The sequence below is a fragment of the Methyloceanibacter sp. genome, assembly GCF_050726195.1.
In the GTDB taxonomy this organism is placed as follows: Bacteria; Pseudomonadota; Alphaproteobacteria; order Rhizobiales; family Methyloligellaceae; genus Methyloceanibacter.
Genome location: NZ_JBOHJC010000016.1, coordinates 80,175 through 94,431, shown reverse-complemented (window position 1 = coordinate 94,431; position 14,257 = coordinate 80,175). Strand labels below are relative to the sequence as shown.

Here is a 14,257-nt window from a genome sequence, read left to right as displayed (position 1 = left end):
GGCGGGCAGGAGCCGCCGGAGGTGCCGCGCCGCAGACCGCTCGTGCTCGGCCCGCGCGCGCTCGATGGCAGCGACAGGCCGCTCGGCTGCCCGGTCGACGCCAGCGACTACGCGGCGTGGAAGTCGCCGGGGCGACCGCCGTGGCTCGTCAGCGAGGGCGAGACCGCAAACTGATCGCAGGAAGGAGAGCACGAATGGCAACCCAGACATTCAACGACGGCGGGGGATTCTTGACGCGGCGCGCATCAGGGCGCAGCGCGCGCGGAGCGCCGCCGACCGCGAGTGGGGGCAGACCATCGCCGCCGAGATCGCCGCCGTTGACCGGCGCGCCGCCGACATCGACCGCAGGCTCGCCGCCGCGCGCGACTACGAGGCTCAGGAGTTGCTGTCCGAGCGGACCAAGCTCGCCGTCCTCAGGCTTGAGATCGCGTCCGACCTGCCCCGACCCGCCGTCGCCGACGACCGCAAGCGCGCCATCGTGCGCATGCGGACCAGGGAGCTCGCCGAGGTGCACTGGCGCGCAGCGTCGCGGGCCGAGGCCGAGGGCGACCACCGCCGCGCCCGCCAGCACCGTCACGACGCGCTGAGAAGCAGGATGCTCGCCGAGCACGAGTTGAAGCTGCGCGCGAGCTTGCGCGGCTACTCGCACGCGGGCTGATCCAAGGAGAATACGATGACGACGATGACCATTCAGCAGAACAGGAAGCGGCGCATCATGCGCGAGTTCAAGATTGACGAGCTGTCGGCGGTCGACCGCCCCGCTCAGGCGCACGCGCTCATGACCGTGATGAAGCGAGATGACCGAAAGGATGACGACATGCAGCTGAGCAAGATTGCGTCATACGACACACTGAGTGATGCCGTCGCGGCCGTCGCGAAGGCGGAGGGGTGCCCGCGTCACGTCGCGATGAGCCGCGCCGCGCGCGAGTTCCCCGACCTGGTCGAGAGGCACCGCGCCGAGGGGCGCGAGGCCATCGCCAAGGCGCAGGAGTCCGCCAGGGCGCCGCGCCCGCTCGTCACCAAGGCCGTGCTCGCGTTCCAAGACAAGGTTGAGCTGATTGCCAAGCGCCGGGGCGTCCCGCGCCACGAGGCGATGTCAATTGCGCGCGAGTTGTACGCCGACGAATACCACGACGCCTACGGAGGCGCGGCATGACCGGCCTGACCGACGCCCAGATCGCCCGCGCCGAGGAGATCATCAGCGGCGCGCGCCAGCCCCTCCCGACCGACTTCGAGCGGCGCGTCGATGCCGTCATGAGCGCCACCGGGCGCGACCGGACCTGGGCGCGGGCACGCGCCGCGGAGCTGTGGCCCGGCGAGCACCGGGCCTACCTCAGGGCGAGGGCCGCGTGACGTGATTTCGGCGGGCGGTCCACTCCTGCCGCCCGTCAGCCCGGCGCGCGCCCGGGCGCCGTCTAAAAGCGCGCAACCTGCCGGGGCGGGCTGGCAATCGCCCCGGCAACTCCTTCGCAGGAGAAGGGCGGCGGACCCACCCCAGGGCCCGCCGCCCGATCTCTCCTCGGTGCCTTGAGCGATGACAGTCCTACGTGATGACCTGCAAAACATCTTTGACGACGCGCTCCTGCGCACACCCCGCGCGGATCGCGCCGAGCTTGCCGACTACGTCATGGCGCGCATCGCGCACCTCGACCGACCGCTCACCGTGCAGCGCCTCCATAGTTTAATCGGGGCAGCATGGAACCGGATGGGGATCGCGCCGATCAGGTGACGCCGCTGCCGCGCATGTCCCCACCGCCGGAGAGGCCAGGAGAGCCACGGAGACGGCCGTTCTGGCCGGGGCGGTCACTTCCCCCACTAGCCCCCCGGTCTCCCCGGTCTCCGGCCATCTCCGCGAGTCCTGCGATTCCGGGTCTAGGCCCGTCGCCCGCCCGTGTTATCCATGCGCAGCACGGAAGCGGCGAAAATGTTGGAACTGCTTACCTCCAATGTGGACACCTTTGTTGCTGGCGCTCTCGGTGCCTTCGGCGGTGCGCTCGGCGCTCAGATCATTGCGAGCCGGTATCAGACTAAGCGGAGTGTCGTGGAGGAGCTGAACAGCGTCAGCGCCGCCCATGGCTTTTGCTTTGCTTTCTGTAACCGGCTGCTGGGGCTCAAGAAGCAGCACGTTCGGCCGATGCGCGATAGATTCGCCGAAGTTGAGCAGGAGCACCAGAGGCATGTGGTGGCGCGCCGGGGGCAGCGAGGGCCTGACGCCCCGGTGTTTGAACTCCATGCGGACCTCCAAACGCTCACGCCACCCAAGATATCGGTCGAGACGCTGGAGCAGCTCGTCTTCGAAAAAATGCGCATCCGAGGCAGGGGGCTTGTCGCCGCAGTTGAGTTCGTCGGCGCGTTCGATGGATTGGAGAAGTCTATCGCGTACCGAAACGCCCTGATCGCAGAGATTCAGTCGGCCGCACCGCCGCTGACCGGGAGGCAGCTTGCCGAGAGATACCTGGGCCTGCAGACGGAGAGGGGCGTCGTCGATGAGAGGTTTCGGGTGAGCATAAAAGCGATATTTGAACAGACTGACGACTGCATCTTCTTCGTCCGTACCCTGGCCGACGATCTCCTGGCTCACGAGAGGAAGCTGCGCCGCCGGTACGCTTGGCGGTACTGGCTCCGCGTTCCAAAATTGAAGCCGCACGACTGGTCAAAGGCGGAGGCCCACGACCTCATTCCGCCGCACGAGCAGTACGAAGATTGGCTTCAAGGTTTCAGGAAGAAGCCGACCAAGCTTCATCGCGCCCGCTCGTGGCTAAGCTCGAGGTTCAAACGTAGAGTCGATCAATGAGCGGCGCGGTGGGACCGCGCGAGGACGCCGGGAGCCGCGCAAGGACGCGGGTTCGCTGCCGGGGAGTAGGGAGGGGCGCGGAGCCGCGAAGCGCGCGTCCTCGCGTGTCTCTGGCCGTCTCACGATGGATTTAGTGGAGCATTAGGTGACCGCCAACGCCCACGGACCATTTTCCGCCTAACTCCTTGAAAAACCTGGTGACCCCGGCAGGATTCGAACCTGCGACCCTCAGATTAGGAATCTGATGCTCTATCCTACTGAGCTACGGGGTCTCAAAGGTGGTGGCGACTCTACGAGTCGCGTCCTTATGTGTTCCCATCTTGCCCCTCATTTCAAGGGCCAGCTCCGCCTCTAGGGCCTCTCTTTCGCCTGCGAAATCCAGAGGCGCTTGGTTGCGGCTGCCGCTATGCTCCGCGTCCAAATCCTGATGGGGGGTACCCCTTGGCACGCCTGTTCCTTGCCTCGCTCGTCACCTTCGGGCTGATCCTCGGCATGGTCGTCGGCTTGGTGCTCGGCGCCATGGTGGCGTTCGGCGAGATCGAACTCGGTCTCGCGATCACGCTCGCGGTCGTGATCAACCTGGTCATCTGGCTGATCAGCCCGTGGCTCTCTGACTGGTCGCTGCGCTGGTTCAACAAGATGGAATTTCTCGACGATGCCACGGTGAAGCAGCGCTATCCCGGAATTCATGCCCTGACTCACGAGGTTGCGAACGAGTATCGCTTCTCGGCGCCAAGGATCGGCTTCATCCCCGACCGCAACCCGACGGCCTTCACCTACGGGCTGCTGCGCTCGAATGCGCGCATCGTCGTGACGCAAGGCATTTTCGAGTTCCTTGACGAGGAGGAGCAGCGTGCCGTCGTCGCGCACGAGCTCGGCCACATCGTCAATCGCGACTTCATCCTCATGACCATGGCGGGGATGCTCGTGCAAATCCTCTACATGATCTACGTCACGTTCTCGCGCGCGAAGCATTTCGACCAGGAGGGCGTCGCGACCGGCTGGTTCCGCCGCGGCATGGGCGGCTATCTCATCTTGCGCGAGCTCAAGTCGACCGCCGGGTCACTGAGGGCAAAGCCCTTCTTCTGGCAGGTGGTGCTGTCGCTGATCGTCATTATCGGCAATGTCGTCGTGGTGTCAGGAAGTTAGGGGTGGACCGGGCCGCGGGGCCTTCTAGGCGCATTCGGCCGTCACCCTGGGAGGCCGGGTCTGGCCGCAAGCAGCGACAGCGGCGGATTTTCGCCCTGTTTTTTGCAGATAGTCCCCGCCAACCCTCAACGCCGCCAGTTTCCACAGAAGCGCGAAGGCGTTAGGCTCCCCGACCGGGACGGAGCGCGGGCTAAGGCCATGTTGAGAGACGTCAGCACCAGCAGGAAGCTCTTCCTGCTTTGCAGCGCCTTCGTCGTCGCTATTGCCGTGGCGATCTATAGCCTCGTCGCCGAAAAGCTCATCGCCATTGATTTTGCCAGCAAGGAACTCGTCGGCGTCCGCTACATGGAGAGCCTTCGGGGCACCTACGACGCGCTCGTCGCCGGCACGCCTGAGCGCGCAGAGGCGATCGTGGAGTCACTCGACAACGCCGAAGCATCGTTCGGGGGGTCGCTTCAGACTAAGGAGCTTGAACGGTCGCTGGCGGCGATGCTTCGCCGGCTTTGGTCGGACCAGACAAAGGGCGAGACTCAACCCAACCTCGTTGCCGAAGCGCTGGAAAAATCCAGCGACCTGATCCGGCGTATCGGCGACGATTCCAATCTCGCGCTCGATCCCGAACTCGACACGTACTATCTGCAAGATACCTTGGTTCGGCAAATGCCTGGGCTGCTCGCTCGGCTCGGCGAGCTGCGGAGCGTTGCGAGCAGTTATGAATCGGCGACGGCTCCGGGCGATAAGGCTCGGCTCTTTGCCCTCACGGCGATGGCCCGGTCCATCGCTCAGGAGATAGCGAAAAACTCAGCGTCCGCCTATCGGGGCAATCCGAGCGGAACCTTGCGGCGACGCACGGAGCCGCTGATGGCCGTGATGCTGTCCAGCGTTACCGCCTATCTCGCAGATGTAGAGGAGAGTTTGGCGCAGTCGGGCGCGCTTGACCGCGCCACGCTCGAACCCACTTGGACGAGCGCTGCGGAGGACACGCTTGCCGCCTGGGCTGCCGGACTTACCGAGCTGGACGGGCTCTTGAACCAGCGCATTGATGGTCTGATGGGCCGGCTTTACCGCAGCCTTCTCATCATGGTGGCCCTCACGGCGCTCAGCATCCTGCTGGCATATCTGACGCACCGGCACATCGTGCGTCCGCTCTGGCGGCTCGAGGGCGTCGCAAGGCGAGTTCAGGAGACAAAAGACTACGCTCACAGAGTCAACTACCAGAGCAACGACGAGATTGGGCGCTTGGCCGGAGCCTTTGACGCGATGCTGGGCGAGCTCGATAGGGCGCGCGAGCGGGAACTCGAGGAGCAGGCCGAGCGCGCGGCGCACAAGCGGCTGTCGGTCCTGCTCAACGCCTCGCCCGCGGTGATTTATTGCCGCTCCGCAAAAGGCGATTACCAGCCGACCTTCGTGAGCGACAGCATCAGCCGGCTGTTCGGCTGCACGCCGCACGAATATCTCACGGAGCCGTACCTGTGGCGCAATTTCGTGCACCCGGACGACATTCCCCGCATCAATGCGTGGGTCGATGTGATGTTCGAGAACGATACGCGCTCGATCGAGTATCGTATCCGCCGCCCTGACGGTTCCTATTTTTGGGTGCACGACCGGCAGCAGGTGGTGCGTGACGACAAGGGCGAGCCCATGGAGATCGTGGGCTCGTGGACCGACATCACCGAGCGCAAGGAGGCCGAATCCGCGCGCGAGACGGCGCGCGAACGGCTGGACCTCCTGCTCGGGGCGGCTCCCGTCGTGATCTACAGCTTCCGCGCCGGCGGCGATTATGCCCCGACGTTCGTCAGCGCGAACATTCAGCGCCTCTTGGGATACCGGCCCGACGAATATCTCGAGGGGGCCGACTTTTGGCGAGTTCACGTGCATCCGGAAGACTTTCCCCAGGTCGAGGCGCAACAGGCCCAGGTATTCAAAAAGGGCCATCACCGCATCGAGTACCGGTTCCTCGACAAGCACGGCACTTATTGTTGGCTGAGTGACGAGCAATATATCATCCGCGACAAAGGCGGCCAGCCGGTGGAAGTGGTCGGCTCGTGGAGCGACATCGACGCGCGCAAGAAAGCCGAACAGGCGTTGCAGGCCTCGCAAGTCGAGCTTGCCAAGGCGACCGAGGCGGCGCTCGAGGCCAACGAGGCCAAGAGCATCTTCCTCGCCAATATGAGCCACGAGATCAGGACGCCGATGAACGCGATTATCGGCCTGTCGCACCTTGCGCTGAAGACCGATCTCACGCCGCGCCAGCGCGACTACGTGCTCAAGATCAAGAGCTCCGGCCAGCACCTGCTCGGCATCATCAACGACGTCCTGGATTTCTCGAAGATCGAGGCGGGCAAGCTGTCGATCGAGCATATCGATTTCGATCTCGACAAGGTGCTGGAAAACGTCGGCAATCTGATGAGCGAAAAGGCCTCGGCCAAGGGACTCGAGCTGATCTTCGATGTCGAGCCGGTAGTTTCGGCTCATTTCAAGGGCGATCCACTCCGGCTCGGACAGATCCTCATCAATTTTTGCAGCAACGCCGTGAAGTTCACCGAGAATGGCGAAATCTCCGTCCAGGTCCGGGCGCTGGAGGACTCAGCCGACACCCAGCTAGTCGAGTTCTCGGTGAGGGACACCGGCATTGGCATGACCAAGGATCAGGTCGACCGCTTGTTTCAGGCATTTGAGCAGGCCGATGCCTCGACCACGCGCCGGTACGGCGGCACGGGTCTCGGGCTCGCTATCTCCAAGCAGTTGACCGAGCTCATGGGTGGTACCGTCGAAGTCGAAAGCGAACTCGGCCGGGGTAGCGTGTTCCGGTTCACCGCGCGGCTGGCCAAAGGTTCCGCCGTGGCGCGCCCACGGCTGCTCCAATCGGACCTGCGCGGCCGGCGCGTGATCGTCATCGACGACAACTCGCACGCCCGCGCCGTGCTGGCCAACATGCTCACCAACATGACCTTCACGGCAGACGAGGCGGCCTCCGGCGAGGAGGCGCTCGAGATGCTCCGTCAAGCCAACCAGTTCGGCGAGCAGTACGAGATTGCGTTCATCGACTGGCAGATGCCGGGCCTCGACGGCATCGAAACCGGCAAGCGTATCCGCAAATTGCCCGATCTCGCCACGCCCCCACATCTGATCATGGTGACGGCATATGGACGCGAAGAGGTGTTGAAACAGGCCGAGGAGTGCGGCTTCGAGAACGTTCTCATCAAGCCGGTCACGTCCTCGATTCTGTTCGACACGGCCGTCGTCGCCCTTGGCGGCGATCGTGAAGGGACCGAGGCGGCCCAGGCCGCCCCATCGTTCGACGTCGAGCGCTTGCGCGGCGCGCGCGTGCTCCTCGTCGAGGACAACGAGATCAACCAGGAAGTCGCCATGGGTCAGCTCGAGGACGCCAACGTCTTCGTCGACCTGGCCGAGAACGGCGAAGTGGCGATCGAGCTGATCGAGAAGAACGATTACGACGTTGTGTTGATGGACATGCAGATGCCGGTGATGGATGGCGTCGCGGCCACGCGTGTCTTGCGGGCCAATCGGCGCTTCAATGATTTGCCGATTATCGCCATGACGGCAAACGCGATGGCGTCGGACCGCGAACTGTGCCTCGATGTCGGCATGAACGATCACATCGCCAAGCCGATCGACCCGCATCAACTTTTTGGCGTCCTGTTGCGCTGGATCCGTCGTGGCGACTTTGACGGCAATAGGATGGACGGCGCCGCCGGAGCGACGCGGAACGCCGAGAAAGTAGATGGTCTTCAGCTCAAAGGAGTGGACGTCGCCGCCGGCCTTCGGTTGACGGGCGGTAAGCGCAGCCGTTACGAGGCGCTGCTGCGCAAGTTTGCCGAACGCCAGGACGGCGCGGTCGAAGCCATGCGCCTGGCGCTGTCCGATGGCGACGCCGCCACGGCCGAGCGCGCGGCGCACTCGTTGAAGGGTGCCGCCGCTACGTTGGGTGCCGGGGCGCTGTCTGCGGCGGCGGCGGAAGCGGAGATTGCCGTCCGGACGGGGAAGGGCGTCGAGAAGGCGCTTGAAACTCTGGCGCTCTCCCTCAAACCAGTGATCAGGAGCATTCTAGCCGCCTTCCCTGATGACGGCTCCGGCAACGGCAAGAATAAGCCCCGCGATCCGGCATCGGTCGTTGAGCCGCTCGCCCGGCTCAAGCAGCTCTTGGAAAACGACGATGGAGAAGCCGCAGACTTCATCATCGACGCCAAGCCGCGGCTCGCGGGCGTGCTGACTTCGGCGGAGGTCAAGGCGCTCTCCGACCGGGTCGGAAATTTCGACTTCGAGGCGGCTCTCACGTGCCTATCGGGTATCGCCTCGCGCCTGTCACTCGATCTCGAGGGTGAACAATGACCGAGTCGGGCCGCAAGCTTGTGCTTATCGTCGACGACACGCCGACCAACGTGGCGGTGGTCTCCGGCGTGTTGAAGGACTCGTTTCGAACCAAGGTCGCGACCAATGGCGAGAAGGCCCTGGCGATCGCCAACGGCGCCGAGAAGCCGGACCTGATCCTGCTCGACGTCATGATGCCGGGCATGGATGGCTTCGAGGTCTGCCGCCGGCTCAAGGACAGTCCGGCTACTCGGGACATTCCGATCATTTTTCTCACGGCCAAGACCGAAGAAGTCGACGAGGAGAAGGGCTTCGACGTCGGCGCCGTAGACTACATCCATAAGCCGTTTTCCGCGCCCATCGTGATGGCGCGGGTGAGGACGCAGCTGGCTCTTCAGGAAGCGCTGACCGAGGCGCGCGAGGCACGCAAACAAGCGGACCAGCTGCTGCATGCACTGCTGCCAAAAAAGGCCGCGGACGAGATCCGCAGCATTGGCACGGTGATTCCGCGCCGCTATGAGAACGTCGCCGTGCTGTTCTGCGACGTAACCAACTTCACGGCCTATTGCGATGTCCACGAGCCGGAGGACGTGGTGTCGCGTCTCGATGCGCTGTTCGTCATCTTCGAGCGGGTCACGGCCAAGCATGGGCTGGAGAAGATCAAGACTATTGGCGACGGGTTCATGGCGGCCGCAGGGCTCTTGCAAGAAGTCGATAATCCGATCGGTTCGGCCGTGCGCTGCGGCCTGGAGATGGCTTCGACCCTGATCGACGCGCATCTCGGTTGGGAGGTCAGGGTCGGCGTGCATGCCGGACCGGTGGTGGCCGGGGTCGTGGGCCAGGAGCGGTATCAGTTCGATATCTGGGGAGACACCGTCAACATCGCCGCCCGCATGGTCGGCATGAGCGCGCCGGGCAGCGTCGCCGCCACGCGCGAGATCTGGGAGCAATTGTCCTCCGACGGCTTCGACGGCGAGGCGCTTGGCGAGATCGAGATCAAGGGTAAAGGCACCATCGCCATTTTCGGCATCACGACGCATGCGTCATAGCCGCCCTTGGCAAGGGGACCATGCGCTCAACCCATAGATATCTGTGGATTTGCCTCCTCGGCGGAGTCCTTGCCGCCGTGCCGCGAGCCCTCGCCTGCGAGCTGCCGGAATTTGAGAGTGCCACGGTTGCATCGGTCGAGGATGGCCAGACGTTGATCCTCACCGATGGGCGCAAAGTCAGGCTGATCGGCGTTAAGGCGCCGTCGCCGCCCCTCGGTTGGCGCGGCGAGGATCCTTGGCCGTTCGTTGAGGAGGCGAGGGAAGCCTTGGCGCGGCTTGCGTCAGGCGCCGCGGTCGAGCTTCGTTTCGACGCGCGGCGGGACGACCGTCACGGCCATCTCCTCGCTCAGGTCTTCGTGGTGCGAGGCGATGCGCGGCAATGGGTGCAAGAGGCGCTCGTGGCCGGCGGCTTCGCCCGGGTCTATTCCTTCGCCGATGCGCGCGCTTGCGCTGAAGAACTACTCGACAGCGAGGCCAAGGCGCGCGCGGCCAGGACCGGGATCTGGGGCTCGTGGGCGTACCGCGTGCAAGACGCCACCGATGTGGAGCGTCTGGGACGGCTGACCCAAACCTACCAATTGGTCGAGGGCACGGTTCATGCCGTGGGGCAGGGGCGCCAGTGGATCTATCTCAACTTCGCTCCCGACTGGCGGCGCGATTTCACCGTCAGCGTCGACCGCAAGGACGCGGACCTGTTCGAGGCGGCGGGTGTGGACCTCCATGCGCTGGCGGGCAAGCGAATCCGGGCGCGGGGATGGGTGCAGTGGCGGAACGGTCCGATGATCGAGGCTACGCATCCCGAGCAGATCGAGGTGCTGACGCCGACTCCGCCCGGACTCTGACCCCGTCAAACGGAAATGGCCGGAATAAGCCCGGCCATGACCATCAGTTCAGGACTGTCAGCTGCGCTAGGCGGCTCTGCCGCGGGTTGCCTCGTCGGCGGCCATCTTGGCGTGGCGGGCCGACTTGGCGAGAACGTCGTCGATCTTGGCGACGGCGCTTGCCTCGTCCATCTTCTCGACGGCGGCGAGCTCACGCGCCATGCGGTCGAGGGCTGCTTCGTAGAGCTGGCGCTCGGAGTAGGACTGCTCGGGCTGGGCCTCGGAGCGGTAGAGGTCGCGCACCACCTCGGCGATCGAGATGAGGTCGCCGGAGTTGATCTTGGCCTCGTACTCCTGGGCGCGCCGGGACCACATGGTGCGCTTCACGCGCGCCTTGCCCTTGAGCGTGGTGAGCGCCTTCTTTACGATCTTCTCTTCGGAGAGCTTGCGCATGCCGACGCTGTCAAGCTTAGACGTCGGCACTCTAAGCGTCATCTTGTCCTTGTCGAAATTGATGACGAACAGCTCAAGCTTCGCACCAGCAATTTCTTGCTCTTCGATGCTCGTGATGCGCCCGACGCCGTGCGCCGGATAAACAATATACTCGTTCGTCCGAAAACCGTGTCTTTGCTGTGGTCTCTTCTTCTCAGGCATACTCTCGCCTCACTGGTCAAAATTCTTTGTGTGCACCGAAGCCTTGGTGACTTGAGCTAGCCCTCGACTTCGTACCAGCTCCGCTCTGCTGGCTGCCCGTCTCTCAACGGGCCGTGGGGCAAAAAATAAGCGGTCGATCAGGGGCTCTGATCGCGCCAACTCCCTCAAGCCGGAAAAAAAAGCGCGCCAAAACGGCGTCGCCTCTCTGAGTGCTTCACGCGCCTACAGTCTGCGCCATTTCGCCGACAAGATAACACAATCTTAGTGAATCTGGAAGCCATCCCGTGTCGCAGCACGGCCCTTTTTGCGCCGCAACATGCGACATTTTGACCATAGGGTTAACGCTTAACCCTTGATTGGCCTCAATCGCCTTCGCCGGGATCGGTCGTGAAGTACTTCTCGAACTTGTCGGGTTCAGCCACAAAGGCGTCGGCGTCGGGAGGCGCCGGCTTCTTGGTCGTGATGTTCGGCCACGTTTCCGAATATTGCCGGTTGACCTCGAGCCATTTATCGAGCCCGGGCTCGGTGTCCGGCTTGATGGCGTCGACCGGGCACTCCGGCTCGCAGACGCCGCAATCGATACACTCGTCGGGATGGATGACGAGCATGTTGGCGCCCTCGTAGAAGCAGTCCACGGGGCAGACCTCGACGCAGTCGGTATACTTGCACTTGATGCAGACTTCGGTGACGACGTAGGTCATCGCTCCCACATACTTTCGGGCTCTGCCCAGCCGGTCGTTCCAGGTATTCGCGGGCCGTTCGATGAGCCCCGGGGAGCGCCCTGCCTATAACAATCGCGTCAGCAGCACAAGGCGGCGCCATGCCCGGAAAGCGTGGGTTCTTGGCACCGATTACCCGTTGTGACCGCCACCTTTAGGTTGAATTTCCGCGCCGACTCTAAGCCCGCGTCAACCAATTTGTGGGCACCTGCCAGTGTCGACAAGAAACCGTCACACAGCGATCGAGCCACGGGCTTGGCTCGGACATTCGGGCCCTTGGCTGCCGGAGACGTCATACGTCTGAGAGGGACTGCTCACGCATGCAGGATCTACCAGAGGCGAGGAGCAGGTGGCAGCCGATCAGGCATGCTTGGCCGCTGCTCGCGGTCGCTTGTCTCGGGATTGTGGTAGCCGTGGCTGCCTTCATGCGAAGTTCAATGCCGTGGCTGGCGATTATGCCACCGTCCTGCAAACCGGGCTGAACGAGTATCTCGACAAGATCCGAGCGGTGCGCGCCTTCTACGACGCTTCCGAAGATGTCGATGCGACCGAATTCGAGCGCTTCACGCGGCAAATCCTCCAAGGATACGGCAACACCATGCGGCTCGTGTGGTGCGCCCGCGTGACCGGTGAGGAGCGCGCTGACTTCGAGCTCGGAGTAAGGAAAAGCGGCATCGATGACTTTGCAATCAAGACGTGGGCGATGACCGGCCCCGTCTACGATTCGCCGGTACGCATGGAGTATTTTCCGATCCTCTATTCCACGGTCTCACACGCACGGACCGCGACGCTCGGCACGGACCTCCATTCGGAGCGCGTGCGCGGACAGGCCATTCGCCGGGCGAGGGATGAGGATGCCATGGCGACGGCCCAGGACATTCAGCTGCGCAATCCGATCGGTGGCGAACGCCATGGGTTTATTGCCTTCCTGCCCGTGTATCGGAGGGGGCTGCCACACGACAGTATCGTCACGCGCCGGAATCTTGAGGGCGTGGTCGCTGGGGCCTTCCAAACCGGCACGGTTTTTAACGCCATCCTCGACAAGGCAACCCTGGCGCGGAACGTCGATATCTACATCTACTCCGCCTCTGCCGGCGCGGACGCGGCGCCGATCTATGAGCGGGTGACATCATTTGACGGGACGAGCGTTCCGACGACTAGGGCATCGCTCGGGAACCGGCCTTATTGGGCGTCGCTGCCGCTCAAGGCGGGTGATGCCTCTTGGGATGTCGTGGTGACTCCTGCGGACTGGGGCCTGACCAGCCACTATCGTGCCTGGCTCGTTTCCGCCTTGGTCCTTTTGGTCTTCGGCGCCGTGCTGACCTATATGTGGGCGTCGCTCCGCCACGCCTTGCGGCTCGAGTCGGCGAACCACCGAATCCTCGAACTTGCCCAAACCGACATCCTCACGACGCTCGCCAACCGCCGCGCCTTCATGAAGCGGCTCAACATGGCATTCGCGGCGAGCCTGCGCGGCGCTCCACCCTTCGCGGTGCTTTACCTCGACGTGGACGACTTCAAGGACGTGAACGACACCCTTGGCCACGCCATGGGCGACGAGTTGCTGAAGCGCATTGTGGAGAGATTGAAGCGGACCGTGCGGGAAGGGGACTTGGTCGCGAGGTTTGGCGGCGACGAGTTTGCCATCCTTGCGAACAATGTGGCCGACACGACGGAGGCGGGCACGCTCGCAGCAAGAGTCGGCGAGGTGCTCGCCGAGCCTTTCACGATCGACGGCCATAAGATCTCCGTCACCTCCAGCATTGGCATTGCGCTGTTCTCGCGCGACATAGCCGGACCGGAGGCGATGATGGTCCAGGCGGACCTCGCGCTCTACGGCGCCAAAGACGAAGGGCGCAACTGCTACCGTTTCCACAGCCAGGACCTCGACCGGCAGGTGCATGAACGGGTGCGCGTCGCCGACGAGCTGAGGGCCGCGATGGAGAATGGCGAGCTTGAGCTCTACTACCAGCCGCAGGTCGAGCTCGCGACGGGACGGGTGACGGGACTTGAGGCCTTGGTGCGTTGGAACCACAGGGCGCGTGGGCTCTTGGCGCCGGCCTCGTTCATTCCCATTGCCGAGAGGACCGGAGCGGTGTTGCCGCTCGGAAACTGGATTTTCGACGAGGCTTGCCGCCAGCTGAAGGCTTGGCATACCGAGGGAATCGCGCCGCAGGTGCTTGCGGTCAACGTGTCAGGGGTACAGCTCAAGAGCGCATCCGACCTTGAGCACGAGATCGAAGCGAGCCTCGTGAAGTGGAACATCAATCCGGCCGATATCGAGCTTGAGCTGACCGAGTCCGTGCTCATGGAAGCAACGCAGCGGCATACCACGCTGGAGAACTTGCGCCGGCTGGGGACCAAGATCGCCATCGACGATTTCGGCACGGGGTATTCGTCACTCAAGTATCTGACCACTTACCCGGTGAACCGGCTAAAACTCGCGCAGGAATTCGTGTTCCGCGTCACCGTGGACTACAGAAACGCCGCTGTGGTGCGCGCCGCGATCAGGCTGGCGCATGAGCTCGGCCTCGATGTGATCGCCGAAGGGGTCGAGACCGAAGCGCAGATGCGGTTCCTGATCGGTGCCGGCTGCGAGCAAGGGCAAGGCTATTATTTCAGCCGGCCGGTGAAGGCGGACCAGGCCACGGTGCTCCTACGTGAAGGACGGATCGAGCCAGCGTCGGCTTCGACGCCGCCGCGGCGGTTCACCTCGGCTGCCTAGGCTGTTCCCTTCCA

At 63.7% G+C, this 14,257-nt stretch carries 11 protein-coding genes, 1 tRNA gene and 1 pseudogene; 9 read left to right on the top strand and 4 right to left on the bottom strand.

Features of this window, described 5'->3' with window-relative positions:
* Nucleotides 1–148: 148 nt before the first annotated feature.
* Nucleotides 149–649, bottom strand: coding sequence for a hypothetical protein (locus ACRECX_RS12155; protein ID WP_431559095.1), 501 nt, complete (start codon nucleotides 647–649; stop codon nucleotides 149–151).
* A gap of 24 nt (nucleotides 650–673) precedes the next feature.
* On the opposite strand from ACRECX_RS12155, the gene ACRECX_RS12150 reads away from it, so the two are divergent.
* From ACRECX_RS12150 to ACRECX_RS12135, 4 genes are all read left to right on the top strand, one after another.
* Nucleotides 674–1,156, top strand: a complete 483-nt coding sequence (locus tag ACRECX_RS12150) for a hypothetical protein (protein WP_431559094.1) — start codon at nucleotides 674–676, stop codon at nucleotides 1,154–1,156.
* On the top strand, nucleotides 1,153–1,353 hold the full coding sequence (locus ACRECX_RS12145; protein WP_431559093.1) for a hypothetical protein: 201 nt from the start codon (nucleotides 1,153–1,155) through the stop codon (nucleotides 1,351–1,353). Before ACRECX_RS12150 ends, ACRECX_RS12145 begins: the two co-directional genes overlap by 4 nt.
* A gap of 181 nt (nucleotides 1,354–1,534) precedes the next feature.
* On the top strand, nucleotides 1,535–1,729 hold the full coding sequence (locus tag ACRECX_RS12140) for a hypothetical protein (protein ID WP_431559092.1): 195 nt from the start codon (nucleotides 1,535–1,537) through the stop codon (nucleotides 1,727–1,729).
* A 195-nt stretch (nucleotides 1,730–1,924) separates the two neighbouring features.
* Entirely contained in the window at nucleotides 1,925–2,794 is an 870-nt protein-coding gene (locus ACRECX_RS12135; RefSeq protein WP_431559091.1) for a hypothetical protein, read from the top strand.
* Between the two features lie 195 nt (nucleotides 2,795–2,989).
* On the opposite strand, the gene ACRECX_RS12130 is transcribed toward ACRECX_RS12135, so the two are convergent.
* Nucleotides 2,990–3,066 (bottom strand) — tRNA-Arg (locus tag ACRECX_RS12130).
* A gap of 169 nt (nucleotides 3,067–3,235) precedes the next feature.
* Between ACRECX_RS12130 and ACRECX_RS12125 the strand changes: the two genes are divergently transcribed.
* From ACRECX_RS12125 to ACRECX_RS12110, 4 genes are all read left to right on the top strand, one after another.
* Nucleotides 3,236–3,943, top strand: a complete 708-nt coding sequence (locus ACRECX_RS12125; protein ID WP_431559090.1) for a M48 family metalloprotease — start codon at nucleotides 3,236–3,238, stop codon at nucleotides 3,941–3,943.
* A gap of 198 nt (nucleotides 3,944–4,141) precedes the next feature.
* Nucleotides 4,142–8,296 (top strand): response regulator, encoded by a 4,155-nt coding sequence (locus ACRECX_RS12120; RefSeq protein ID WP_431559089.1) that lies wholly within the window; start codon nucleotides 4,142–4,144, stop codon nucleotides 8,294–8,296.
* Nucleotides 8,293–9,324: an adenylate/guanylate cyclase domain-containing protein gene (locus ACRECX_RS12115; RefSeq protein WP_431559088.1), complete on the top strand. Its 1,032-nt coding sequence runs from the start codon at nucleotides 8,293–8,295 to the stop codon at nucleotides 9,322–9,324. The genes ACRECX_RS12120 and ACRECX_RS12115 overlap by 4 nt, the downstream gene beginning before the upstream one ends.
* Nucleotides 9,325–9,344: 20 nt before the next feature.
* Nucleotides 9,345–10,166: a thermonuclease family protein gene (locus tag ACRECX_RS12110; RefSeq protein ID WP_431559087.1), complete on the top strand. Its 822-nt coding sequence runs from the start codon at nucleotides 9,345–9,347 to the stop codon at nucleotides 10,164–10,166.
* Between the two features lie 66 nt (nucleotides 10,167–10,232).
* Here ACRECX_RS12110 and ACRECX_RS12105 read toward each other — a convergent pair.
* Together ACRECX_RS12105 and fdxA are read right to left on the bottom strand one after the other, a co-directional pair.
* Nucleotides 10,233–10,793, bottom strand: a pseudogene (locus ACRECX_RS12105) (CarD family transcriptional regulator); the annotation flags it as partial.
* A 368-nt stretch (nucleotides 10,794–11,161) separates the two neighbouring features.
* A complete protein-coding gene (gene fdxA / locus ACRECX_RS12100; RefSeq protein ID WP_431559086.1) occupies nucleotides 11,162–11,500 on the bottom strand; it encodes a ferredoxin FdxA in 339 nt (112 codons plus the stop codon).
* A 460-nt stretch (nucleotides 11,501–11,960) separates the two neighbouring features.
* Here fdxA and ACRECX_RS12095 point away from each other — a divergent pair, with 460 nt between their 5' ends.
* Complete coding sequence (locus ACRECX_RS12095) at nucleotides 11,961–14,243, top strand: putative bifunctional diguanylate cyclase/phosphodiesterase (RefSeq protein ID WP_431559085.1); 2,283 nt, start codon at nucleotides 11,961–11,963, stop codon at nucleotides 14,241–14,243.
* Nucleotides 14,244–14,257: the final 14 nt, after the last annotated feature.

Excerpts from the sequence above, each read along its gene's own strand:
- ACRECX_RS12120 (WP_431559089.1), top strand. The coding sequence starts at position 4,142 with ATGTTGAGAGACGTCAGCACCAGCAGGAAGCTCTTCCTGCTTTGCAGC.
- ACRECX_RS12115 (WP_431559088.1), top strand. The coding sequence starts at position 8,293 with ATGACCGAGTCGGGCCGCAAGCTTGTGCTTATCGTCGACGACACGCCG.
- ACRECX_RS12110 (WP_431559087.1), top strand. The coding sequence starts at position 9,345 with ATGCGCTCAACCCATAGATATCTGTGGATTTGCCTCCTCGGCGGAGTC.
- ACRECX_RS12150 (WP_431559094.1), top strand. The coding sequence starts at position 674 with ATGACGACGATGACCATTCAGCAGAACAGGAAGCGGCGCATCATGCGC.
- ACRECX_RS12135 (WP_431559091.1), top strand. The coding sequence starts at position 1,925 with ATGTTGGAACTGCTTACCTCCAATGTGGACACCTTTGTTGCTGGCGCT.
- ACRECX_RS12145 (WP_431559093.1), top strand. The coding sequence starts at position 1,153 with ATGACCGGCCTGACCGACGCCCAGATCGCCCGCGCCGAGGAGATCATC.
- fdxA (WP_431559086.1), bottom strand. The coding sequence starts at position 11,500 with ATGACCTACGTCGTCACCGAAGTCTGCATCAAGTGCAAGTATACCGAC.
- ACRECX_RS12140 (WP_431559092.1), top strand. The coding sequence starts at position 1,535 with ATGACAGTCCTACGTGATGACCTGCAAAACATCTTTGACGACGCGCTC.